Genomic DNA, 21,589 nt, shown 5'->3' with positions numbered 1-21,589 from the left:
CGCGTCGCCTCCGCGTTGTTTCCAACTAACTACTAGGGTGGTTGAGGTGAACGAATCTTACGAGGCAGAATTTCCCCGCACGATCCAACTGAAGCGACTTGACCCTGAGCTTCCGATGCCAACTCGGGCGCACCGTGGCGATGCAGGCGCCGATCTCTATGCAGCAGAGAGCGTGACTATCGCCCCAGGAGAGCGCGTATTGGTAAGCACTGGGGTGGCCATCGCATTACCGTTGGGCATGGTGGGGTTGATTCACCCACGCTCGGGATTGGCCGCGAAGCAGGGGCTGAGCATCGTCAACACCCCAGGCACGATCGACGCTGATTATCGGGGCGAGTTGAAGGTCTGTCTCATCAATCTCGACTCTCGTACTCCCATCGAGATCACCCGGGGCGATCGCATCGCACAGCTAGTAATTCAGCGGGTCGAGCTGGTGGAATTCACCGAAGTAGCAGAACTTGATGAGACGGTCCGCGGAACGGGCGGGTACGGTTCAACCGGAGTTTAGGAGCAACTAACATGTGGCCATTTTCTAAAAAGAACGACGAAGAACAGCCAAACACCGAACCGACTGCGACTCATGTCGTAGCTAACCCGGCGGACGCAGCGCGGGAGGATGCTTCGACTCAGCCGGACGTCGACAAGGCCCCAGAGATCCACGATGGTCAAGAGCGTGGGCCTTTCGACGGCGACAGCATCAACTACGATGACTTTGATTTCAGCGATTTTTCGGTCGGCACCCTGGATTTAGGGTCCATGAAGATCGCGATGCCGAACCCCTCCGAGGTGCAGGTGGAGATGGGTGAGGAAGGACCTCGCATGCTGCACATTGTCACGCAATTTGGGCGGATTACCCCGGTGGCCTTCGCTGCACCACGTTCGGGCGGCGTTTGGGCGGAATCAGTGCCAGAAATCGTCGCTGGAATGTCAGCCGATGGGCTAGCAGTTACCACGGAGCAGGGGCCATGGGGCGAGGAGGTGGTAGGAAGTGCGGAGCACGCGACCATCCGGATTTTCGGCGTTGATGGACCCCGCTGGACACTTCGTTTCACCCTAGCTGCGCCCAATGACCGTGCAACGGATCTGGCGCAGCTTGGTCGCGAAGTTGCTGCACGAAGCTTCGTATATCGTGGAGAAACCCCAATGCTCTCAGGCGCAGTATTGCCGGTGACAATGCCGTCCCAACTCGTTGCCCAAGTACAAGAGGCGATGATGCAGCGGGCAGACGCACCAGCGCCAACCACCTCTGAAACCCCACAGCCTAATCTCGATGCGGAACGCCAGTCACCAGTTGCACAGACGCCTGCGGTTGACTCGGATGTGCCCGGGCGAGATAGCGGAAGCGCAGTCGAACAAATGCGACAACGCCAGGCCGTCGACGACCAAAGTGAGCAGAAATGACTGAAATCCAGGCAATGGAGGAAGACAGCGCGGCCGTTTCCGAGCCGAACACCGAAACCAGCGCACACAACAAAGCGGAACCCACCATGTGGGAGCAAATGGGCGGAATCTCCGGTCTCGTATCTTCCACGCTGCCTATTTTGGTGCTGGTACCGGTCAACAATCGGTTCGGCTTAAGCACCGCACTTCTTGCAGCACTAGGTGTGGCGATAGCACTTTTTGCCTGGCGCATTGTGCGCAAGGAGAACCTGCAGCCAGCGGTGTCTGGTTTGATCGGGGTCGGGATCGGCGCTGGGATTGCTTATTTCACGGGAAGCGCCAAGGGCTACTTCCTCTATGGCATTTGGGTAAGTCTGCTGCTCGGAATCGCTTTTCTCGCTTCAATTGTGGTCCGTTGGCCAGCAGTGGGCGTCATTTGGCGAGGCATCAATGGTGAGAGCATGGATTGGCGTAACCATAAATCGGTGCTGCGCTGGTACGATATGGCTACCGCAGCGTGGGCCGTGGTTTTCTTTGCGCGATTCATCGTGCAAAACAACTTCTATAATGCCGATTCCACGGATGCCCTAGCTATCGCGCGTATCGCGATGGGCTGGCCTCTAACCGGACTAGTCACGCTGCTCACTATCGTTTTGGTGCGCAAAGCTAACGCACAGCAAGAACAACTCGAGGCTGAAGACGTTCATTCGTAGCGTCGCTCGGCCGGGCGAACACCGCCGGAAAGACATCATCATGGAAAACCCAAGCGTGGGGCAGCAGCTCCAGGTCACATTAGAATCCCCAGCCCACGGCGGTGAAAGCGTGGCACGTACCGACGGCCTCGTCATCTTCGTTCCACGTACTGTGCCTGGCGACGTCGCTCTGGTCGAGTTGACCGAAGTGAAGAAACGCTTCGCTCGTGCGCGCGTCGTAGAAATCCTGGAACCAGGTCCCGGGCGCGTCGCGGACACTTGTGCCGCCGCGGCTCATGGAGCTGGCTGTTGCGACTATTCTTTTGTTTCTGCAGAGGCGGAGCTTGAGCTGAAAGCTCAGGTGCTGCGGGAGCAACTGGAGCGCATCGGCAAGTTGACGGACATCCCAGAAATCGAGACTGTTTCCATGGCGCCGGCTAGTGGTTGGCGGACTCGGTTCCGGCTGGGCGTCGATAAGGCTGGTCGCGCAGGCATCCGGGCCGCGCAGTCCAATGAATTAGTGACAGATTTTGACTGTCGGCAGGCCGCGGAGGGCGCTTTGAGTGGAATTCTTGGCTCTGATGCCCAGCGTTTTACACCAGGCGCGGAAATTGTGGTCGCGCTCGATTCCAATGGCGATCGCCATGTGGTGGAAACCTCCAAGGCGGGTCGCGGGAAGACGGCACGTCGCACCACAAAAGTCATTGATGGCTCAGGTTCGCCGGTCCAGCGCGTAGGAGAGTACCAGTTCACCTTGCCTGCAGTGAGCTTCTGGCAGGCGCACAAGGCCGCGCCTGAGGTCTATAGCGAAATCGTTAGCTCCTGGATTGAACAGGCTCTCGACGAGCGTGATGTGGATGTCAATTACCTGAAACATGCTTGGGATCTTTATGGCGGGGTGGGATTCTTCATTCCGGCGATGAAGAAAGTGTTGCCCAAGGCCACCGTGCATTCAGTCGAATTGGCTCCTCAGGCGGCCAAGGTTGGACGCGAGACTTTTGGAAACAACAAAGTAGATTTTGTGTCCAAAGATGTCTTTGCTGCTCTGCCACACCTGCCAAAGCCTGGGGTTGTGGTTCTGGATCCGCCACGCAAGGGTGCGGGAGCAGACACAGTAGCGCGCATAGCTGCAGCTCAGCCCGAGGTAGTCATTCACGTGGGCTGTGATCCAGCGACCTTCGCACGAGATCTGAACGCATGGTACGAAAATGGCTACTACCTCGAAAAGCTAAGCTTGTGCAACGCATTTCCGGGTACGCACCACAGCGAAAGCTTCGGCCTGCTCCTACCCGTCGCCGAAAATTCACAGGAAGATTCAGCGTAGCCTGGTTCCTAAGGAAGATAGTCCGATAGTGCAGGTTTCTGCGTGAGACCTCGCGGTATTGCGGAACTATCCTCGTGCCTGGGTGCCTCGAAAGTGCCGAAGTTTCCGAACGCGGGCCCTCGAGGATTTTGCGCTGGCACCGCGCACGTCGTGACTAGATTGGGCATAGTGCTAGTAAGATTCTTACGAAAACGTAGTTACTGCTAGCTGCCCGCACCACTGTGGTGTGGGCAGTGCAACACAGAGAAGGTGTTCGATTAAGTGGCAAAAGGAATTCTCTCCGGTATTTCTTCCCCAGCTGACGTCAAGGGGCTAACCCCCCAGCAGTTGGAGTTTCTTGCCACTGAGATCCGAGACTTCTTGGTGGAGAAAGTCTCTGCGACAGGCGGACATCTAGGCCCTAACCTTGGGGTTGTTGAACTTTCGATCGGAATTCACCGGGTTTTTGATTCGCCAAGTGACCCAGTGGTCTTTGATACTTCGCACCAGTCCTACGTCCACAAGATCTTGACCGGTCGATGGGACCGGTTTGATACTTTGCGGCAAAAGGGTGGCTTGTCGGGCTACACCTGCTTGTCCGAAAGCGAACACGACTGGACTGAGTCCAGTCACGCCTCCGCTGCGCTGTCTGTTGCCGATGGCTTGTCTAAAGCAATGGTCAGGCAAGGCAAGACGGACAATAAGGTAGTTGCCGTGGTAGGCGATGGAGCCTTGACCGGCGGTATGTGCTGGGAAGCGCTCAACAACATCGCTGCGGATGCTCAGAGCAGGGTAGTGATCGTGGTCAACGACAACGGTCGCTCCTATTCGCCGACCATCGGCGGTCTTGCGGAAAATCTCGCGGAATTGCGAATGCAGCCCTTCTACGACCGGGTTATGGAGCAAGGCAAGTCCACGCTGAACTCGATGGGCTGGGTGGGACGTCGTACCTTCGACGTCATGCATGCCTTCAAGGAAGGCGTGAAGAACACCGTGATCCCTACTGAGATGTTCCCCGAGCTCGGCATGAAGTATGTTGGCCCGATTGATGGCCACAACCTGCGTCACGTCGAGCATGCGCTGGAATACGCACGTGACTACGACGGCCCGATCATTTTGCACGTCGTCACTGAAAAGGGGCGTGGTTATGGTCCTGCTGAGGCTAATGAAGCAGACCTAATGCATTCAACCGGAGTTATTGATCCGCGGACCGGGGATCCGTTGTCGAAGTCCGGTCCATCGTGGACTGGGGTGTTTTCACAAGCAATTGTGGAGGCCGCTCAGCGCCGCGAAGACATAACCGCAACGACTGCCGCCATGGCAGGCCCCACTGGGCTGGCGCCTTTTGGCGCGCAATTCCCGGACCGGTTCTTTGATGTTGGTATTGCAGAGCAGCACGCCGTTGCTTCCGCTGCGGGTATGGCGTTGGGGGGGTTGCATCCAGTTATCGCGCTCTATGCGACCTTCATGAACCGAGCTTTCGATCAATTGCTGATGGATGCCGCCCTGCTCAAGCTCCCAATCACGTTGGTGCTTGACCGCGCTGGTATCACTGGCTCCGATGGCGCCAGCCACAATGGAGTTTGGGATCTCTCCCTGCTCGGCATCATCCCAGGTATGCGGGTGGCTGCACCGCGAGATGGTCAACAGTTGCGCGAGCTTTTCGACGAAGCCATCGAAATTTCCGACGGCCCCTCCGCAGTGCGCTTCCCGAAAGGGAGCCTGCCAGAGGAATTGCCAGCGGTTGATTCGTTGTCCGATGGTGTTGAGATCCTCGGTTTGTTCGAAGCAGATGGCGAAGATGATGGCACAGCGAGGAAAGTCGACGTCTTGCTGGTCACCGTCGGGGCCATGGCCCATGCGACCCTCGCGGCGGCGCACCGGCTGGTGGACGATGGTTGCAATGTCACCGTAGTGGATCCTCGATGGGTCATACCTGTCGCCCCGTCATTGGTTGCCTTGGCAGCCGACCATGACATCGTCGTAGTGATTGAAGACGGCGTCATCCATGGCGGAATAGGCTCACTCCTTGACGAATCTCTGACGGCAGCCGAAATTGACACGCCATTGCGTCGAATTGCTGTACCAGAGAAATTCCTGGACCATGCTTCCCGTGGAGAGTTGCTGGCTGAACTCGGCATGGACGCCGATGGGATTTATGCCTCGGTGGGCACGTGGGTGGATAACTTAATTGCTGAGGACGCAGAGGACGTCACCTAGAATAGCGCGCGCTCTAGCAGCGGGGCAGTGAGCTGGATTTGCCAGCGGCGCACCCCGATGCGTTGCATGTGCTCAAGCAACTCTATTCTGCTGCTGATGGTGTGGGTCACGGTGGCATGCCAGATCAGCTCTCGCAATGCGGCAGGCTGGAGCAGGTTTTCTGCAGGCGTCCCGACCTCCTGGGCGAGGTCGTCGATAAGCGCGCGCACAGCATTGAGCGCTGCATGGGCTTCGGGGAATTCTCGTGCCCAAGAAGACCGCGGGGCTGGGGTGTCGGCCTCAGGGCGAAGCGTTTTTGGCCAGGTGTGGGCTGGTTCCGCGAGAGCTGAGACGATGAGGTTGTGCCACTGTGGTGCTGAGAGCTTGGTTTCGCGAGCAATGGGTACTTGCTGGTGGCGTCGGGAACGCGTAGTTCGCAAGATCTTGGAAACGTTAGCGATTGTGTACTCTCCGGCGCTAGCCAACTCCACCAAGCCGCGGTTGCTGAGGATTCTTCCGGGGGCAGTGTCATATGCGCGCCCCAAATCCTCCCGGTGCTGCCACAGCACGTGGGCGACTTGAAGTTGAGCGGGAGTGCGCAGCTTCCCAATTCCTTTGAGGTTGCGCCAGTCGCTATGCGAGAGGGAATACTGTTGTTGGGCGATGTATTCGAATTCTTCTTCAGCCCAGCCCAGCTTGCCTTGATCGTCGAGGATCTCGACCAGCGCTTGTGCAAGATCGTTCAAGAACTCGACATCCAGGGCAGCGTAGGCGATCCAATCATCGGGGAGGGGCCATTGGGACCAGTTTTCATCGGAGTGGCCCTTGGCCAAGTCGACGTGGAGAAGCTCACGCACCAGCGCACCCAGGTTCACATGGGAAAAGCCAGCCAAGCGTGCTGCGAGCTCAGTGTCGAACAGGTGATTGGGCACCAGTCCGAGGTCGGTAAGGGCTGGGAGGTCACTGGCGGCTGCGTGGAGGACCCATTCACATTCATTGAGAACGGGCACCACATGAAGCTCAAACGCCTTTCGATCATGCTCGGGGGACAGCAGGATCGTTCCGGTATCTTGGCGGCGCATCTGCACCAGGAAAGCGCGGTCATCAAAACGAAACTCCGAAGCGCGTTCCGTGTCGAGGGCTATTGGGCCACGTCCCGCGCCTAACCGATGCGCCGCAGCTCTGAAGTCATTTGCGGTGTGCCCGACGCTCGGAAGCCCATCTCGAGGCAGATCTAGGCGTACAGGCTCAGGTGAAGCTTCATCGTGTGCATCCACGGCAACTATTCCGGATCTTTTGGCAGCTAAGCGGTCGGCATTAAGCGTTAGGGTAGGCTACCCGCGACGCAATTCAGCCACGCCTTCTGGCGGCAATCCAGCGACGTTGGCCAGGACCCGCGCAAAGGCTTCCACATGCGGGGTGAGGTTATTGTTTTGTGCGGTCCAGGAGGCACGCAGTTCGAGTTGGAAAGCGCGTGGGGGGCCACCGATGTCTCCGAATCGTGACGAAGACGTAGAGGTCACAGTTCCGCCCAAATTGGTGAAGTAGGCATCGGCTTCGGCCAGCCCTTCCTGCAGCCATTCCCATGCAACTTCCGGCAACAATGGATCGCCGGCGACCGAATCATCCATATCTGCCTGGATGTAGGCGACCAAGCGCATGTCGCCGTCCCAGGAGTCATCAGCACCTGGATCGTGGAGGAGGATGAGACGCCCAAAGGCATCGCCGTCTGAATCGACGCCAATGATGTCGGTGTCCGCGTGCTCCACTTCGAGGCCGATCGCATAGCTGTATGGCGCGAGGCGTTGTGGCGGGCGAATTGTTCCCAGCGAGATTTCCGGGCGCAGGGTCGCACGCTGCATCGATTCAACAGCCTCGGTAAAGGCCGGCGGCGTCGATGCCTCGCGAGTTGCCGCGGAAGGTGCGGACGTCGTGGGCACGAAAGATTGGGAATCGGTCACAGTGGATAAAACTAATGTTCCCGGTGCCTCCAGTGGTGAAGGCGCGCCGTGACTCCGTCAAGCAGGTTTGCGGGCCTGCCTTGGCGACGGCAACGTCGGCATCAATCGAAAGGTTGATATAGTCAGTGACATACCTCTTCACTAACTGAAAGGACACCCTTTTCGATGGCCGAAAAGTTGGATTTTGACGCGCTCAACCAGATTCAGCGCTACTCGATGTTCGCAACCTTCAAGGTGCTCACCGGTGCGTTAGGCACCGAGCGTGAGGAGATCGTCACGCAAACGCGCGATTTCTTCGCCGGGCTTGCCGACGCCGGAGTGGTAACCGTACGTGGTATCTACGACATTAGCGGCCTGCGCGCCGAGGCTGACTACATGATCTGGTTTATCGCTGAAGAAATCGAAGACATTCAGCGAGCTTACAACGACTTCCGTCGGGAAACCACCCTGGGGCAGGTTTCCGAGGTCTTTTGGACGGGTACGTCGCTGCATCGTCCGGCCGAATTCAACCGTTCGCACCTGCCATCGTTCATCATGGGCGAAGAACCGGGCGCTTGGATTTGTGTCTACCCATTCGTGCGTTCGTACGACTGGTACTTGCTTGACCCTAAGGAACGTCGTCGTATCCTCGCCGAGCACGGCCAAGCTGCGCGCAACTTCCCCGATGTGCGCGCAAACACCGTCCCTGCTTTCGCCCTCGGCGACTATGAGTGGATGCTCGCTTTCGAAGCGCCAGAAATGCACCGGATCGTCGACCTCATGCACAAGATGCGCTACACCGAGGCACGCCTACACGTGCGCGAAGAGGTGCCATTCTTCTCCGGTCGTCGGGTAGCTGACGTAGCTGAGCTGGTTAACGTCCTGCCTTAAACCGCAAAAAATGACTAAGCGCGTGCCAGGTGATTTCTGGCACGCGCTTACTGCTTACTGAAGGCAGTTTACTGCTCTGGCTCAAAAGTCATTGAGATGGAGTTGATGCAGTAGCGCAGGTCAGTTGGGGTGTTGTAGCCCTCACCTTCAAAAACGTGCCCGAGGTGAGAATTGCAGTTTGCACACAATACTTCTGTACGACGCATTCCAAGCGAGTTATCTTCGCGCTCGATGATTTTGTCGCCTGCCAATGGCGAGAAAAATGACGGCCAGCCGCAGTGCGAATCGAATTTTTCCGTGGAGCGAAACAGTTCTGCCCCGCAGGCACGACAGGAATAGACACCGGCAGTAGTGGTGTTGGTGTACTCGCCGACGTGTGGGGCTTCAGTGCCAGCCTCTCGAAGCACGTGAAATTCTTCCGGGGTGAGGCGCGCTCGCCATTGGTCGTCGCTAAGCATTTTGAAGTCGGTCATGATTGTCGCTCCTTACTGTGAAGTTCGGATAATACCCACATTGTTGCGCTGACAGCAATACAAAGCAAAATCAGACCCCAACCGATAGTCGGTTTCAGATAAGTAATCCAGCGACCAGCGTCGATCCACTCATCTGAGCGCCACTCGTCGGCGGAAAGGAAACCGTACGCCGCCAACCATGCGACCCAGGTATGCATAGGGGAGCGGGCTAGCGTAGTGGTGAACAGCAACGGGAAGAGCAGCATCGAGTAGTACATCTGTCCGAGCGAGGAGAGGAAGAAAACCCCAGCCAGTAACAGGGAACCGGTGCACACCATCCACAGGAGCGGGTCGGAGTAGCGATAACGCAGTAGCGCTACCAATCCCACGATGACGACCGCAGCGAAGAAGAAGAACCAGAACTTCTCCTGCCACGTCGGCATGCCGAAGTAAACCGCAATGCCAGGCAGCGATGAATTCGCAAAATCGCGAGTTTCACCTAGGTAAGGGATGGTACGGCTGAGGTATTCGTGCGAGGTGGGAATTGTGGCCCAAGCGACGGCATTAAAACCTACCGGAATGACGAAAGCGCTCGCTATCGTCTGCCAATTTGCCTTGACGAAAGGTAAGAACAACAGTGGGGCGAAAATTGGCTTAATCAGAATGGCGCAGCCCAGTAGCAGTCCGGCAGACCAGCGACGATCTGAAAGCAGCAAGGCATAAAAACCAACCAAGGCAAGGAGCAGTAGCCCGTTGATGTTGGAAAACACCAGCGTGTTTCGCACCGACTCGGTTGCAAAAGCGCCCGCGATCGACACCGGCCACACCATGCTGTGCAGGCTAAATCCAAAAAGCCGGGTCAAGATGCCAAGCGCGACGACGACCGAAGCTGCATTGGCTATAATGAAGCACAACCGAGCGGCGTCAAAGTCAGTGAGCATGCCCAAAGGCGATAGGAAGAGCGTCGCCCCCGGTGAATAGAGATAGTGCGGGTCGACGAAGTAGTACACCTCGTTGTAAATGCGCTCCCCGTCGAGAAAGCGACGAAGCGCGTAGTACACGGTGGAAAAGTCGTCGGTGATGTTGCCGTTTATCGCGAGAACGAAAACTCGATGAATGATGAGTAAGACAGCCAGCGGCCAAAAAACTGCGTTGCCCACATGATCATAGGGAGTGCGTCGGGCACGGTCGGTGATGTCGGTACCCAAGGGTCGTTGAGAGACCCACACGGTGCTAAGTTTCGTGGCCAGCGCATTCATCACCCAGCGATCCTAACGAGTGAATAGGTAAAACTGTGGATAGACACACAGCTGAAGGGGTAAAACCTTGAGCAGAACCGACGCGCTAGTACCGGATGGACCTCACTCAACGAAGATTTCAAATCGTGGGGTATAGACTCCGGCTTTCTCGTGTTTGTGCTGATGTTGTTTTGCTGGCGTCGTTTTGCTGACTTTTCGGACTGAGCGGGTCGCGGGGGTGGCAGGGTGGGGTCCTGGAAAAACAACCTGGTGCTTAGCACGCATTTCGGATGGTTGTCCTGGTCTTTTCTGGTTCTCCCTGCCTGTTCCTGGTCCTCTGGCTGTTCCAGGGGGTTCGTGGGGCTGCAGAGGTGCTAGTCAGTACTTCCGAAGTAGGAGTACTACCTCTGTGGGCTATTTTTGTCAAAAACGCCGATCTGGGTAGGAGTACTACCACGGAAGTACGACCTAGCACTTGTGCAGCAAAAACGGACCGCACGGCCGGCGACACGCCAACCGGGGTTAAGTAAAGAAAAGTGTGTCTCTGATGCGTGTTTTCCGCAGCGTTGTGGGCCTGAAGCCAGTTTTTACTATTGTCTGGGGGCCGTAGCCCGCTCGATGTCGTCCCTTCGGTGTAGTCGGACTACCGCTGTGGGATTTTATTCATTAAAAAACGCTGTTCTACGTAGTCGGACTACGCCGAAGCGACGACATAGCACTTGTGCAGCACACCCGCACGACCGACGACACACCGACCGGACACACTCTTCTTTACTTAACACGCCAACTGGACGCACAAGTCTTTACGTAACCCTCGTTACGTAACCCCTTAACGAAACGACGAACCGCCACGCATTTCTACGTGGCGGCGACTTGAGCGGATGACGAGACTCGAACTCGCGACCCTCACCTTGGCAAGGTGATGCGCTACCAACTGCGCTACATCCGCATGCACTTTGTTTTAAGAGTCTGTGCAGACTCCGTGCGCGATACTGGGATTGAACCAGTGACCTCTTCCGTGTCAGGGAAGCGCTCTCCCGCTGAGCTAAACGCGCTAGCGACGGCTCAATAACAGAACCTGAGCGGATGACGAGACTCGAACTCGCGACCCTCACCTTGGCAAGGTGATGCGCTACCAACTGCGCTACATCCGCATGCACTTTGTTTTAAGAGTCTGTGCAGACTCCGTGCGCGATACTGGGATTGAACCAGTGACCTCTTCCGTGTCAGGGAAGCGCTCTCCCGCTGAGCTAAACGCGCTGGGTGTGAGGTGGAAACGGGAATCGAACCCGTGTGCACGGTTTTGCAGACCGTTGCCTCACCACTCGGCCATTCCACCGTGGCAGGGAAACCCGCCAAAGATACCTTTAGTAAAAGTACCAGAGCGGATGACGAGACTCGAACTCGCGACCCTCACCTTGGCAAGGTGATGCGCTACCAACTGCGCTACATCCGCATGCACTAACAATCCACTTGTTTGGTGCGTTCACAAACATTAGCGCGATCGTGGAAGAAATAACAAATCGCCAGCTAGTTCGCGCAATCAAGTGTCTGAACACCAGTCATAAATGAGCGACGAAAACTACAGCTATGTAATTAGCGAATCTTTTGTGAAGCAAAGAGGTCAGTGAGAATTCCCGCGTGCAAGCTGCACGATTATGGAAATTGTACTTTGCGGTGTTAACTTTAGTTTCAGTGCGTCACTGCACAATGGTCCTATGGCTCAGTGGAAGAGCGTTCCGTTCACACCGGAAAGGTCGCTGGTTCGATCCCAGCTAGGACCACTTTTTTATGCCCAAAAGTCGATTGCATGTGCCTGGGGTGTCGGGCTGGGGCGTGTTTCAACTGGTTGATATGCAAGATTGGGTGTCTACGGGGCTAGAGTGAGGGAAACATCTCGGAACTATTTGGCACTCGTAGCCGACTAGTAGTTGCCCCGCGATGAGGTCTTGGAGTTTTGACCCTGGCCGATTGTGCGGGACAATATCGAGCACAGTCAATATGAAAGGCGTCGATAATTTGCCAGTTTCACTAAAACGCGTCGCAAGTTTGGTGGCTTCCGCTCTGATTGTGGGGTCACTTGCCGCTGCTCCCACTGCCGCGGCCCACGATGTGGTGATGAAGGCACAGCCTGCAGATAAATCTGTGGTTTCAGAGTTTCCTCGAGAAGTGGTTTTGGAGTTTTCCGGTGTGCCGAAGGATTCTTTCAACACTGTCGCTCTGAGTAATGAAACTACTGGTGAGGTGCTATTTTCTGCAACCCCGCAGTTGGATCAGCAAGTAGTGAAACTCCCAGTACCCGAAGGTCTTAATCCGGGTCCTGGACGCTACAAGATTGGTTTCCAGCTCACGTCGTCGGATGGGCACGCTACGCGTGGCATGACCACTTTCGAAGTCGCCGGCGCGGCTGGAGGCTCGGGAGCGCCTGCCGTATCGACGAACGGTAGCGCTGCAGCTGCGACGTCGCAACGCGTGGGTCCCGCAGACGCGGTGTCTTCTAGTGAGTCGCCGATCTCGCCTGGTACTTACCTCGCAATCGGTATTGGGCTGATTGTTATTGTGCTTGCTGCCATCATCGGCGGCATTGTTTTGATTGCCAAGAAAAGGAAGTAATCATCATGAAGAAAATTAATTCGTTTGCTGCGGTAGCACTGGCGGCGTTGAGTCTGGCCGGCTGTGCCAACTCCCAGAAGGATTCGGACATCAAAACCGACACCGCGGCCACGGTTGCGGCCCCAACCGCAAGTAAGAGCGCTACCGCGAAGAACTCGCAGCATTCCCATGGTGATTCGGTGGCCTTTGAAGAAGGCTACGTCAAGGCGAAGCCAGCAGACAAAGACATGACCGGTATCTTTGGCACCATCCACAATGGCACCAAGCAGCCCGTGCACTTGGTTTCTTTCACCACGGACACCGGGGCGGCCAAGCATGAGATCCATGAGGTCGTCAATGGCGTCATGCAGATGAAGCAGGGGGGTGTGGAAATCCCAGCCGGTGGTACCTACGAGCTCAAGCCTGGTGGTGACCACCTCATGATCATGGACCTCGCAGCACCGATTAACGCAGGTGACACCGTGAAGGTAACTCTTAACTTCGACGGTGGCGTCGCTCCAGTGGTGATGGACGTACCCGTCCGCACCATCGCTTCCGGACAGGAAAACTATGGCGCGAATGGTGGTGTGCAGGGCAACTCCGGGATGACCGAGACGCCAGTAGCCCACAACCATGGCTAAGCAGCTTTCGCGACGCGCTTTTCTCACTGCCTCCACCACGACGGTGGCGGCAGGCACTCTTGCAGCCTGCGCATCCGAACAGCCGTCGAGACAGCCGGGCCCAGGGACGTCGATTAGCCCAATTCGGGTACTCCACGAGGAAAAGGTGGAGTTCTTTGGAACTCACCAAGCGGGAGTGGTCACGCCAGCGCAGGCAAATCTCAATCTCATTGCGTTTACCGTGCGGGCGGGCGTGGACAAAGCCGGGATCCGCCGACTGTTACGACTGTGGACCGCTGATGCGTCCAGACTGTGTGCTGGCCAAACACCGCTGGGAGACTTGGAGCCGGAGCTCACCGATACCCCCGCGAATCTCACGATTACTTGCGGGTTCGGCCCTCGGCTTTTCGACATTATTGGTGCTCAAGACCAGCGCCCGGATTGGCTAGCGCCGATCAAGCAATATAGTCGGGACAAACTCGACCCCAAGTGGGGCGAAGCAGATCTTGTCGTGCAGCTATGCTGCGATGACCCACTCATGCTCGCACATGCCACCCGACACATGGTTCGAGCTGGTGCGGATTACGTGGCTACCAAATGGGTACAGCGTGGCTTCCTCCATGCCTACGGCGCCAAAGATGAGGGGCAAACCCCGCGGAATCTGTTTGGTCAGGTGGATGGCACGGTGAACCCGCGCACTCCGGAGGAGCAACTCGATCAGGTCTGGATTGATGAGGGACCCGACTGGGCGCGCAATGGTTCGTGCATGGTAGTTCGTCGTATTGCAATGAACCTGGATACCTGGGAGATCCTTGACCGAGAATCGCGGGAGGTCTCCATGGGGCGGAAGCTTTCCAACGGCGCTCCCTTGACCGGAGACGAAGAGTTTGACCAAGCTGACTTTGCTAAAACTGACTCTTTCGGACTACCGGTCATCGACCCCATGAGCCACATGGCGCGCTCGCATCCGCCAGCGGACCATCCAGAACAGCGCATCCTGCGCCGCGCCTACAACTATGACCTGCCACCTGAGCCAGGTTCGGAACAGCTGAGCAATTCTGGGCTTGTTTTCATTTGCTTCCAGAAGAATCCTAAGCTCCAATTTGAAGCGATCCAGCAGCGACTTGACGAAGGCGATCGGCTCAACCAGTGGATTACTCACATCGGTTCCGCGGTATTCTTTATCCCGCCAGGAGTCCAGTCCGAGAGCGACTACTGGGGTGCCGAGCTGCTAGGGGAACACCAATAGGGGTAATATCCTAAGCACACAGCAACTCAGGCGTTGCCCTGTAGCGATCATGCCAGTGCGCTTTTCGACGTCAATGCGGTAGTCGTTTTACCGATGGCGTCGATAAGCGCATGTGCCTTGTTTTGATGTCGTCGCTGCGGGCGAGCGTGAGTGGTTGGGATACTAGGACACTGCAATCGGCCAGGTTTGCCGCGTTGCATCGAGCGCAAGAAGGAGCGCCTCTACCCATGACCACCCCCCACATTGCCCATGAGGCATTTCTAGTTCCTGCAGGCGTTGCCGTTGGTGCGGCCATGCGAGAGCTGGATCTGCCCAATAAAGGGCCGGAAGCAATCGTCGCCGTGAAAGCGGCTGATGGCACCATTAAGGACCTCTCATTCGTGCCAAGCACCGAGGGGGAGTTCACCCCAATCCCAGCCAACACTGAGGAAGGCCGAGGGGTTATTCGCCACTCCACAGCCCACGTATTGGCCCAGGCGGTGCAGCAGCTATTCCCAGGAACCAAGTTAGGTATCGGACCTGCGATCGAAAATGGCTTCTACTATGACTTCGATGTCGAAGAGCCGTTTACTCCGGAAGATTTGGCCAACATCGAAAAGGCCATGAAGAAGATCATTAAGTCTGGCCAGAAGTTTGAGCGCAAAGCATACGCAGATGTGGCCGAGGCGCAAGCAGAGTATGCAAATGAGCCATACAAACTGGAGCTCATCCAGGACAAGGGCAATGTTGACGCCGATTCCGACGAAGCCATGGAAGTCGGCAGTGGCGAACTCACGGCATACTCGAACGTTAATCCACGTACTGGCGAGGTTGAGTGGTATGACCTCTGCCGTGGTCCACACGTGCCGACCACCAAGTACATTCCTGCTTTTGCGCTGACGCGTTCGTCAGCCGCTTACTGGCGCGGCGATCAGTCCAAGGCTGGCCTGCAACGCATCTACGGCACCGCGTGGGAGTCCAAAGAAGCCCTGGACGAGTACCAAGACATGCTGGCAGAGGCAGAAAAGCGCGACCACCGACGTCTCGGCAGCGAACTTGACCTGTTCAGTTTCCCCGACGAAATCGGATCTGGTTTCCCAGTGTTCCACCCAAAGGGTGGCATCATCCGCCTGGAAATGGAAGAACACTCACGTCGCCGACACATTGCGTCTGGCTATTCTTTCGTCAACACGCCTCACATCACCAAGGGTGATCTGTTTGAGAAGTCGGGTCACCTGGATTTCTATGCGGACGGCATGTTCCCTCCGATGCAGCTCGACGGCGAATATGATGAGCATGGCAACTGCACGAAGCAGCCGCAGGATTACTACGCGAAGCCGATGAACTGCCCGATGCACAATCTGATTTTTGCTTCGCGTGGCCGTTCTTACCGTGAACTGCCACTGCGCTTGTTCGAGTTCGGCACTGTGTATCGCTACGAAAAGTCGGGTGTAATCCACGGACTCACCCGCGCCCGTGGTTTTACCCAGGACGATGCCCACATCTACTGCACCGAAGATCAGCTCGAAGCCGAACTCACCTCGGTACTCGAATTCATCATCTCGCTGCTCAAAGACTACGGTCTCGACGACTTCTACCTCGAGTTGTCCACCAAGGACCCGAACAAGTTCGTCGGATCCGATGAAATTTGGGAGAAGTCCACTACTATCCTCGAGCGAGTTGCTACGCGCTCGGGCCTCGAATTGGTCCCAGATCCAGCTGGCGCAGCATTCTACGGGCCGAAGATTTCCGTGCAAGCCCGCGATGCCATTGGCCGTACCTGGCAGATGTCGACGGTCCAGCTGGACTTCAACCTGCCGGAACGCTTTAACCTGGAATACACCGCACCGGACGGTACCAAGCAGCGCCCAATCATGATCCACCGCGCCCTGTTTGGTTCTATTGAACGCTTCTTTGGCGTGCTCCTGGAACACTACGCAGGTGCATTCCCAGCATGGTTGGCGCCACATCAAGTCGTGGGTATTCCTGTCGCCGGTGACTTCTCAGAGCACCTCGAGGGTGTCGCACAGCAGCTGCGTTCTCGCGGGTTGCGTGCGGACGTAGACACCTCAGATGACCGCATGCAGAAGAAGATTCGCAACCACACTCAGGCACGCGTGCCATTCATGTTGTTGGCTGGTGCGCGCGACGTTGAATCCAATGCGGTGTCGTTCCGCTTCCTCGATGGCACCCAAATCAATGGGGTGCCGGTTGAAGAAGCCGTGCGCTTGATTGAGAATTGGGTGCGTGAGCGAAACAACGAGCAGCCAAACGAGGAGCGTCTTGCCGCACGACGCTGACGTCCCGGAACCAGCTCCGTCAAACAATCCGGCTCACGGCGCCACATCCTACACCGATAGCGGTGCAGGTCAGCCGGATCGTCTGCAGCGCTTATGGGCTCCGTATCGGATGGACTACATCGCTTCATCCGCCCGGAAATCGGGTGAGAGGTCGAACCCGTTCGTGGAGATCCCGAGCCTGCCCGACGAAGACGGACTTGTCGTTGCTCGTGGCAATGAGGTGTATTGCGTGCTCAATCTCTTCCCCTACAACTCTGGGCACTGCATGGTCGTGCCCTACCGACAAGTCGCGAATTTGGAAGAACTCACCCCGACAGAAATGGCGGAGCTGATGCTTTTCGCGCAAACTGCCGTAAAGGTCATCAAAGAAGTCTCTGCTCCGGACGCTTTCAACGTCGGATTTAACCTGGGGAAAGCGTCCGGTGGTTCAGTTGCCGAGCACATCCACCTGCATATTGTTCCCCGCTGGAGCGGAGATGCAAACTTCATGACTGTGCTTGGCGGAACAAAAGTGCTGCCGCAGCTGCTCAAGGATACTCGGTCACTGCTGGCTCAGGTGTGGTCAGCACACCCGGACTTTCCAGGACGGGCGCATGCTTAGCGTGCATGGCCGAAAACCGGCTGCTGCGGTCGTCGAGCCGGTAGCCCAGGCTTTCTTGAAAATCGGGTGGACGCCCAATGGCGTGACGGTGGCCGGCACGCTGATCGCATCATTGATCTGCGTGGTGCTCATCCCGATGGATCAGCTGGTGTGGGCAGCAGTGCTTTCGGGTCTCTTTACAGCGTTTGACATGATTGACGGCACAATGGCCCGCATGCGGGGCGGTGGCACCGTCTATGGAGCCACCTTGGATGCTACCTGTGACCGTGTCACCGACGGAGCGCTCTTTGCTGCCATTATTTGGTGGCTGATCTACACCTATGAGGCGCCAAAGGCCCTCGTGTGCGCAGCGCTGATCGTGCTGGTGTCTTCGCAGGTTATTTCGTATGTAAAAGCACGAGCTGAGGCTGGTGGCATCAAAGTCGTCGGAGGGCTCGTTGAACGCCCTGAACGCTTGATTCTTGGCTTGGCTGGGATTGGCCTGACCGGCCTCGGCGTGCCTTATGCAATCGATGTGGCTCTCTGGATTCTAGCGGTCGGGTCGGTTGCCACGATTGTCCAACGGCTGCTGATCGCAAAGAAAGACCCGGTGGGCTCGCGTCATATCGCGGCGCCTGCCGGCGCTACTGAACATCCGAAGGCCCCGCGCAACGAAGGCGATAATGGACCGGCTTAGGCAGTTGTGGCAGAACCCCGTCGCCATCGGCTATCTCGCCGGGTGGCGGGTGATCGGTAGGTTACCTCGACCGGTTGCGCTAAAGCTCGCTTATTGTGCTGCGGATATTGCTTGCGGGGATGGCAAAGGCATGGAGCAGCTTCGACGGAACCTGACCAGGGTGGTCGGCGCTGAGCATGTCAGCAAGAAGCTGGTGCAGGCATCAATGCGATCGTATGCCCGTTACTGGATCGAGGCTTTTCAACTGCCCAGGATGGCCACAGATCCCTCATTGTTGCGTGCTCTCAATGACAGCATCGAAGGTGCCGAGCACCTCGCTGCAGCACAGACAGCAGGCAAAGGAGTCGTCCTGACCTTGCCACACAGTGGTAACTGGGACATGGCGGGGTTATGGCTGGCACAGCAGGGGGGATTCACCACGGTTGCTGAAAAGCTCAAACCGGAAGTTTTGTACGAGGCTTTTGTAGACTTCCGTACTTCCTTAGGGTTTAGCGTCCTAGCTCATCCCACAGATCCTGCGGAGTCGGGCCCATTCGCTCAGTTGAAAGCTGTCCTCGAAGCTGGTGGCACGATCGCACTGCTCGGGGAGCGCGACCTCAAACAGCATGGGGTAGAGGTGGACTTCTTCGGCGAGCCTGCACGTTTCCCAGCAGGACCAGCACTGCTAGCGATCGAAACTGGGGCGTCCTTGCACGTCGTTGATTGCCACTTTCGGGACAATGGCTGGGGCTTGAGGATTTCTGAGCCGTTGAAAGTGACGACAGTGCCAGCCACGACTCAAGACATCGCCAACCGCTTTGCCGACAATATCAAGGCGCATCCGGAGGATTGGCACATGTTGCAGCGGATCTGGCTCGCGGATGTTTAAGCGATAGACGTCGAAAAGGCGAGGTGTTATGCGAATTGGGTTGGTTTGTCCGTACTCGTTTGACGAGCCCGGCGGGGTTCAAGCCCACATCCTTGACTTAGCGCGCTATCTATTGGGGCAAGGGCATGAGGTGCGGGTTATTGGTCCCGCGACGGATGCCGCGACGCTTCCGGACTTCGTCGTGCCGGGCGGGGCGTCATTCGCGGTGCCCTATAACGGGTCGGTGGCGCGTCTGGCCGTAGGTCCACGAGTGACCAGGCTGCTGCGGCGCTTTATCGACGACGGACGCTTCGACATCTTGCACATCCACGAACCCAACGCGCCGAGTTTTTCGATGCAAGCGCTGCGAATCGCTGAGGGCGCCATTGTGGCGACCTATCATGCTTCGGCTACGGAATCTCGGCTACTGAAATTAGCTACGCCGGGGCTTAGACCGATGCTCGAAAAAATCCGTGGTGGCATCGCCGTGTCCGAGATGGCGCGCCGGTGGCAGGTGGAAAACCTGGGCGGAGACCCGGTTCTTATTCCAAACGGCGTCGACACGGGCGCTTTTCGCGCGGATCCGCGGCCTGTTCGCAAGGCAAAGCCACAAGTGGTGTTTTTGGGGCGCACCGACGAACCGCGCAAAGGACTCGACGTGTTGTGCCAGGCTAGGCAGCTGATGAAGCACGAGTGCGAGTTTGTGGTCGTCGGGAGCGGGCAGCCGCGCCCAGACTGCGAGGCGACGTTCCTGGGGCGTGTCGACGACGCAGAGAAGATCCGCGTGCTCCAACAATCAGACATCTACGTGGCACCAAACTTGGGCGGGGAGAGCTTTGGGATCGTACTCGTGGAGGCGATGGCAGCCGGCTGCGCTGTGGTGGCTAGTGACCTCGAGGCGTTTCGGGATGTGCTGGCGTCAAATTCGGAGCAACCTGCTGGTCGAGTGTTTCGAACTGGTGATCCGCTCGCTCTGGCTCGCGTGTTGGACGAGCTTTTGGCCGATCCGACGGCGGTCGCGAGCTTGCAGGCGGCTGGACAACTGCGATGTCGTCGATTCGACTGGGAAGTCGTCGGACAGGAGATCCTGAGAGTATATGACGCAGTTGCGGACGGCCAACCGGTGACCGCGAAGGGAAGAGCATGACACTTTGCTACCTTGCGATTGCCGTCTGTTTGACGTTCTTTCTGGCGTGGGCATACTTCACCGCCCAGCGCTTAAATCGCCTCCATATTCGCGTCGATACTGCTCGCAATAATTTAGGGGCGGCTCTGGATCGACGAGCAGTAGTGGCACAGGCATTGGTCCCGCAGGCGGCGCGCGAGGCGGAAACAGCCCTGGCGCGACCCTTGGAAGTAAACAATTTCGAGCAGCGTTCTCAGGCCGAACGGGCATTGCTTGCGGCGATCTCAGGACAGACGCACCCGTTGTTGGTTGATGCTTCCGCCCGCGTCCAGCTGGCGCACCGCTTTTACAATGACGCAGTAACTGACACTAGGGCATTGCGCACCCGTCCATTGGTACGGATTTTTCGCTTGGGTGGCACTGCTAGGTTGCCGGAATATTACGAGCTGCCGAGCTAGCGCGCCGGTACTTTCCTAGCTTAGAACAGCCATTGTTTTTCTAGTTAACACCGACACATTGAACAGTTGCTGTACGAGAACGTCTAACATAGAAAACATTGTTGACGGCATCTGGCGCAAGCTGGGAGAGGAATCTAATCGTGACTAATACTGAACCTGCAGTGGGTACCGCGCGCGTCAAGCGTGGTTTGGCAGAAATGCTGAAGGGCGGAGTGATCATGGACGTGGTCACCCCAGAACAAGCAAAGATCGCGGAAGATGCCGGGGCCACCGCAGTTATGGCTCTGGAACGAGTGCCAGCTGACATTCGCGCCCAGGGTGGCATCTCCCGTATGTCTGACCCAGACATGATCGAAGGTATCATCAATGCGGTTTCTATCCCCGTGATGGCAAAGGCGCGTATCGGACACTTCGTGGAGGCGCAGGTCCTGCAATCTCTTGGGGTTGACTTCATTGACGAGTCTGAGGTCCTTTCGCCAGCAGATTACGCTAACCACATCGACAAGTTCGATTTCACCGTGCCTTTCGTGTGTGGTGCGACCAACCTTGGGGAGGCCCTGCGCCGCATCAACGAAGGTGCTGCGATGATCCGTTCCAAGGGCGAGGCAGGCACCGGCGACGTGTCCAACGCGGTGACTCACATGCGCACGATCCGTGCCGAGATCAACCGGTTGAAGTCCATGGCCGAAGACGAGCTGTACGTAGCAGCCAAGGAGCTCCAGGCGCCATACGAGCTGGTGCGCGAGGTAGCCCGTGAAGGCAAGCTGCCGGTAGTGTTGTTCACCGCTGGTGGCATTGCTACCCCTGCTGATGCGGCGATGATGATGCAGCTCGGCGCAGAGGGCGTGTTTGTCGGTTCCGGTATCTTTAAGTCCGGCAACCCAGAGGCTCGCGCGAAGGCAATCGTCCAGGCTACTCAGAACTTCGATGATCCAGCTACCATCGCTCGTGTCTCCCGAGGCCTAGGCGAAGCCATGGTCGGCATCAACGTTGATGACGAACCAGTGCCACATCGCCTCGCAGAACGCGGTTGGTAAACCGAGCTA

Annotated in this window: 20 protein-coding genes and 7 tRNA genes; 17 read left to right on the top strand and 10 right to left on the bottom strand. The window is 57.1% G+C overall.

The window, feature by feature from the left end; translation table 11 throughout:
• Positions 1–115 precede the first annotated feature (115 nt).
• From dut to dxs, 5 genes are all read left to right on the top strand, one after another.
• Positions 116–508: a dUTP diphosphatase gene (dut, locus tag CEPID_RS07005; RefSeq protein ID WP_236684322.1), complete on the top strand. Its 393-nt coding sequence runs from the start codon at positions 116–118 to the stop codon at positions 506–508.
• 11 nt (positions 509–519) lie between these two features.
• Positions 520–1,401 (top strand): DUF3710 domain-containing protein, encoded by an 882-nt coding sequence (locus CEPID_RS07000; protein ID WP_083984411.1) that lies wholly within the window; start codon positions 520–522, stop codon positions 1,399–1,401.
• Positions 1,398–2,093 (top strand): DUF3159 domain-containing protein, encoded by a 696-nt coding sequence (locus CEPID_RS06995; RefSeq protein ID WP_083984410.1) that lies wholly within the window; start codon positions 1,398–1,400, stop codon positions 2,091–2,093. The genes CEPID_RS07000 and CEPID_RS06995 overlap by 4 nt, the downstream gene beginning before the upstream one ends.
• A gap of 40 nt (positions 2,094–2,133) precedes the next feature.
• A complete protein-coding gene (locus tag CEPID_RS06990) occupies positions 2,134–3,396 on the top strand; it encodes a class I SAM-dependent RNA methyltransferase (protein ID WP_047240356.1) in 1,263 nt (420 codons plus the stop codon).
• A 261-nt stretch (positions 3,397–3,657) separates the two neighbouring features.
• On the top strand, positions 3,658–5,595 hold the full coding sequence (gene dxs, locus CEPID_RS06985) for a 1-deoxy-D-xylulose-5-phosphate synthase (RefSeq protein WP_047240355.1): 1,938 nt from the start codon (positions 3,658–3,660) through the stop codon (positions 5,593–5,595).
• On the opposite strand, the gene CEPID_RS06980 is transcribed toward dxs, so the two are convergent.
• Positions 5,592–6,851 carry a ribonuclease D gene (locus CEPID_RS06980; RefSeq protein ID WP_047240354.1) on the bottom strand — a complete coding sequence of 420 codons (1,260 nt, stop codon included), beginning with the start codon at positions 6,849–6,851 and terminating at the stop codon, positions 5,592–5,594. The two genes, dxs and CEPID_RS06980, sit on opposite strands and share 4 nt — an antisense overlap.
• Before the next feature lie 57 nt (positions 6,852–6,908).
• The gene (locus CEPID_RS06975) at positions 6,909–7,514 is read right to left on the bottom strand and encodes a DUF3000 domain-containing protein (RefSeq protein ID WP_236684320.1); all 606 of its coding nucleotides are present in this window, start codon (positions 7,512–7,514) and stop codon (positions 6,909–6,911) included.
• Between the two features lie 186 nt (positions 7,515–7,700).
• Between CEPID_RS06975 and hemQ the strand changes: the two genes are divergently transcribed.
• Positions 7,701–8,405, top strand: coding sequence for a hydrogen peroxide-dependent heme synthase (hemQ, locus tag CEPID_RS06970; protein ID WP_047240352.1), 705 nt, complete (start codon positions 7,701–7,703; stop codon positions 8,403–8,405).
• Between the two features lie 68 nt (positions 8,406–8,473).
• On the opposite strand, the gene msrB is transcribed toward hemQ, so the two are convergent.
• The 8 genes from msrB to CEPID_RS06930 form a co-directional block, all read right to left on the bottom strand.
• The gene (msrB, locus tag CEPID_RS06965; RefSeq protein WP_047240351.1) at positions 8,474–8,878 is read right to left on the bottom strand and encodes a peptide-methionine (R)-S-oxide reductase MsrB; all 405 of its coding nucleotides are present in this window, start codon (positions 8,876–8,878) and stop codon (positions 8,474–8,476) included.
• Entirely contained in the window at positions 8,875–10,086 is a 1,212-nt protein-coding gene (locus CEPID_RS06960; protein WP_201775197.1) for a glycosyltransferase family 87 protein, read from the bottom strand. The genes msrB and CEPID_RS06960 overlap by 4 nt, the downstream gene beginning before the upstream one ends.
• A gap of 885 nt (positions 10,087–10,971) precedes the next feature.
• Positions 10,972–11,044, bottom strand: a tRNA-Gly gene (locus CEPID_RS06955).
• Between the two features lie 34 nt (positions 11,045–11,078).
• Positions 11,079–11,150, bottom strand: a tRNA-Val gene (locus tag CEPID_RS06950).
• A 26-nt stretch (positions 11,151–11,176) separates the two neighbouring features.
• Positions 11,177–11,249: transfer RNA gene (locus CEPID_RS06945), tRNA-Gly, on the bottom strand.
• A gap of 34 nt (positions 11,250–11,283) precedes the next feature.
• Positions 11,284–11,355, bottom strand: a tRNA-Val gene (locus CEPID_RS06940).
• An 8-nt stretch (positions 11,356–11,363) separates the two neighbouring features.
• A tRNA-Cys gene (locus CEPID_RS06935) sits at positions 11,364–11,434 on the bottom strand.
• Between the two features lie 44 nt (positions 11,435–11,478).
• Positions 11,479–11,551 (bottom strand) — tRNA-Gly (locus tag CEPID_RS06930).
• 256 nt (positions 11,552–11,807) lie between these two features.
• Between CEPID_RS06930 and CEPID_RS06925 the strand changes: the two genes are divergently transcribed.
• The 11 genes from CEPID_RS06925 (at position 11,808) to pdxS (ending at position 21,580) form a co-directional block, all read left to right on the top strand.
• Positions 11,808–11,879: transfer RNA gene (locus tag CEPID_RS06925), tRNA-Val, on the top strand.
• A 235-nt stretch (positions 11,880–12,114) separates the two neighbouring features.
• The gene (locus tag CEPID_RS06920) at positions 12,115–12,708 is read left to right on the top strand and encodes a copper resistance CopC family protein (RefSeq protein WP_236684221.1); all 594 of its coding nucleotides are present in this window, start codon (positions 12,115–12,117) and stop codon (positions 12,706–12,708) included.
• A gap of 5 nt (positions 12,709–12,713) precedes the next feature.
• A complete protein-coding gene (locus CEPID_RS06915) occupies positions 12,714–13,328 on the top strand; it encodes a copper chaperone PCu(A)C (RefSeq protein ID WP_047240349.1) in 615 nt (204 codons plus the stop codon).
• Positions 13,321–14,556: a Dyp-type peroxidase gene (locus CEPID_RS06910; RefSeq protein ID WP_047240348.1), complete on the top strand. Its 1,236-nt coding sequence runs from the start codon at positions 13,321–13,323 to the stop codon at positions 14,554–14,556. Before CEPID_RS06915 ends, CEPID_RS06910 begins: the two co-directional genes overlap by 8 nt.
• A gap of 227 nt (positions 14,557–14,783) precedes the next feature.
• Positions 14,784–16,835: a threonine--tRNA ligase gene (gene thrS / locus CEPID_RS06905; protein ID WP_047240347.1), complete on the top strand. Its 2,052-nt coding sequence runs from the start codon at positions 14,784–14,786 to the stop codon at positions 16,833–16,835.
• Entirely contained in the window at positions 16,819–17,436 is a 618-nt protein-coding gene (locus tag CEPID_RS06900) for an HIT family protein (RefSeq protein WP_047240346.1), read from the top strand. Before thrS ends, CEPID_RS06900 begins: the two co-directional genes overlap by 17 nt.
• The gene (pgsA, locus tag CEPID_RS06895; protein WP_047240345.1) at positions 17,429–18,112 is read left to right on the top strand and encodes a phosphatidylinositol phosphate synthase; all 684 of its coding nucleotides are present in this window, start codon (positions 17,429–17,431) and stop codon (positions 18,110–18,112) included. Before CEPID_RS06900 ends, pgsA begins: the two co-directional genes overlap by 8 nt.
• Positions 18,099–18,980: a phosphatidylinositol mannoside acyltransferase gene (locus CEPID_RS06890; protein WP_052843423.1), complete on the top strand. Its 882-nt coding sequence runs from the start codon at positions 18,099–18,101 to the stop codon at positions 18,978–18,980. Before pgsA ends, CEPID_RS06890 begins: the two co-directional genes overlap by 14 nt.
• Before the next feature lie 28 nt (positions 18,981–19,008).
• On the top strand, positions 19,009–20,106 hold the full coding sequence (locus CEPID_RS06885) for a glycosyltransferase family 4 protein (RefSeq protein ID WP_047240344.1): 1,098 nt from the start codon (positions 19,009–19,011) through the stop codon (positions 20,104–20,106).
• Complete coding sequence (locus CEPID_RS06880; protein WP_047240343.1) at positions 20,103–20,543, top strand: hypothetical protein; 441 nt, start codon at positions 20,103–20,105, stop codon at positions 20,541–20,543. The genes CEPID_RS06885 and CEPID_RS06880 overlap by 4 nt, the downstream gene beginning before the upstream one ends.
• A gap of 197 nt (positions 20,544–20,740) precedes the next feature.
• Positions 20,741–21,580 carry a pyridoxal 5'-phosphate synthase lyase subunit PdxS gene (pdxS, locus tag CEPID_RS06875; protein ID WP_047241407.1) on the top strand — a complete coding sequence of 280 codons (840 nt, stop codon included), beginning with the start codon at positions 20,741–20,743 and terminating at the stop codon, positions 21,578–21,580.
• The last annotated feature ends 9 nt before the right edge of the window (positions 21,581–21,589 follow it).

It is taken from the genome of Corynebacterium epidermidicanis (genome assembly GCF_001021025.1).
Taxonomy (GTDB): domain Bacteria; phylum Actinomycetota; class Actinomycetes; order Mycobacteriales; family Mycobacteriaceae; genus Corynebacterium; species Corynebacterium epidermidicanis.
Note: the sequence above shows the minus strand (reverse complement) of the source record. Positions and strands in the feature narration are given on the sequence as shown.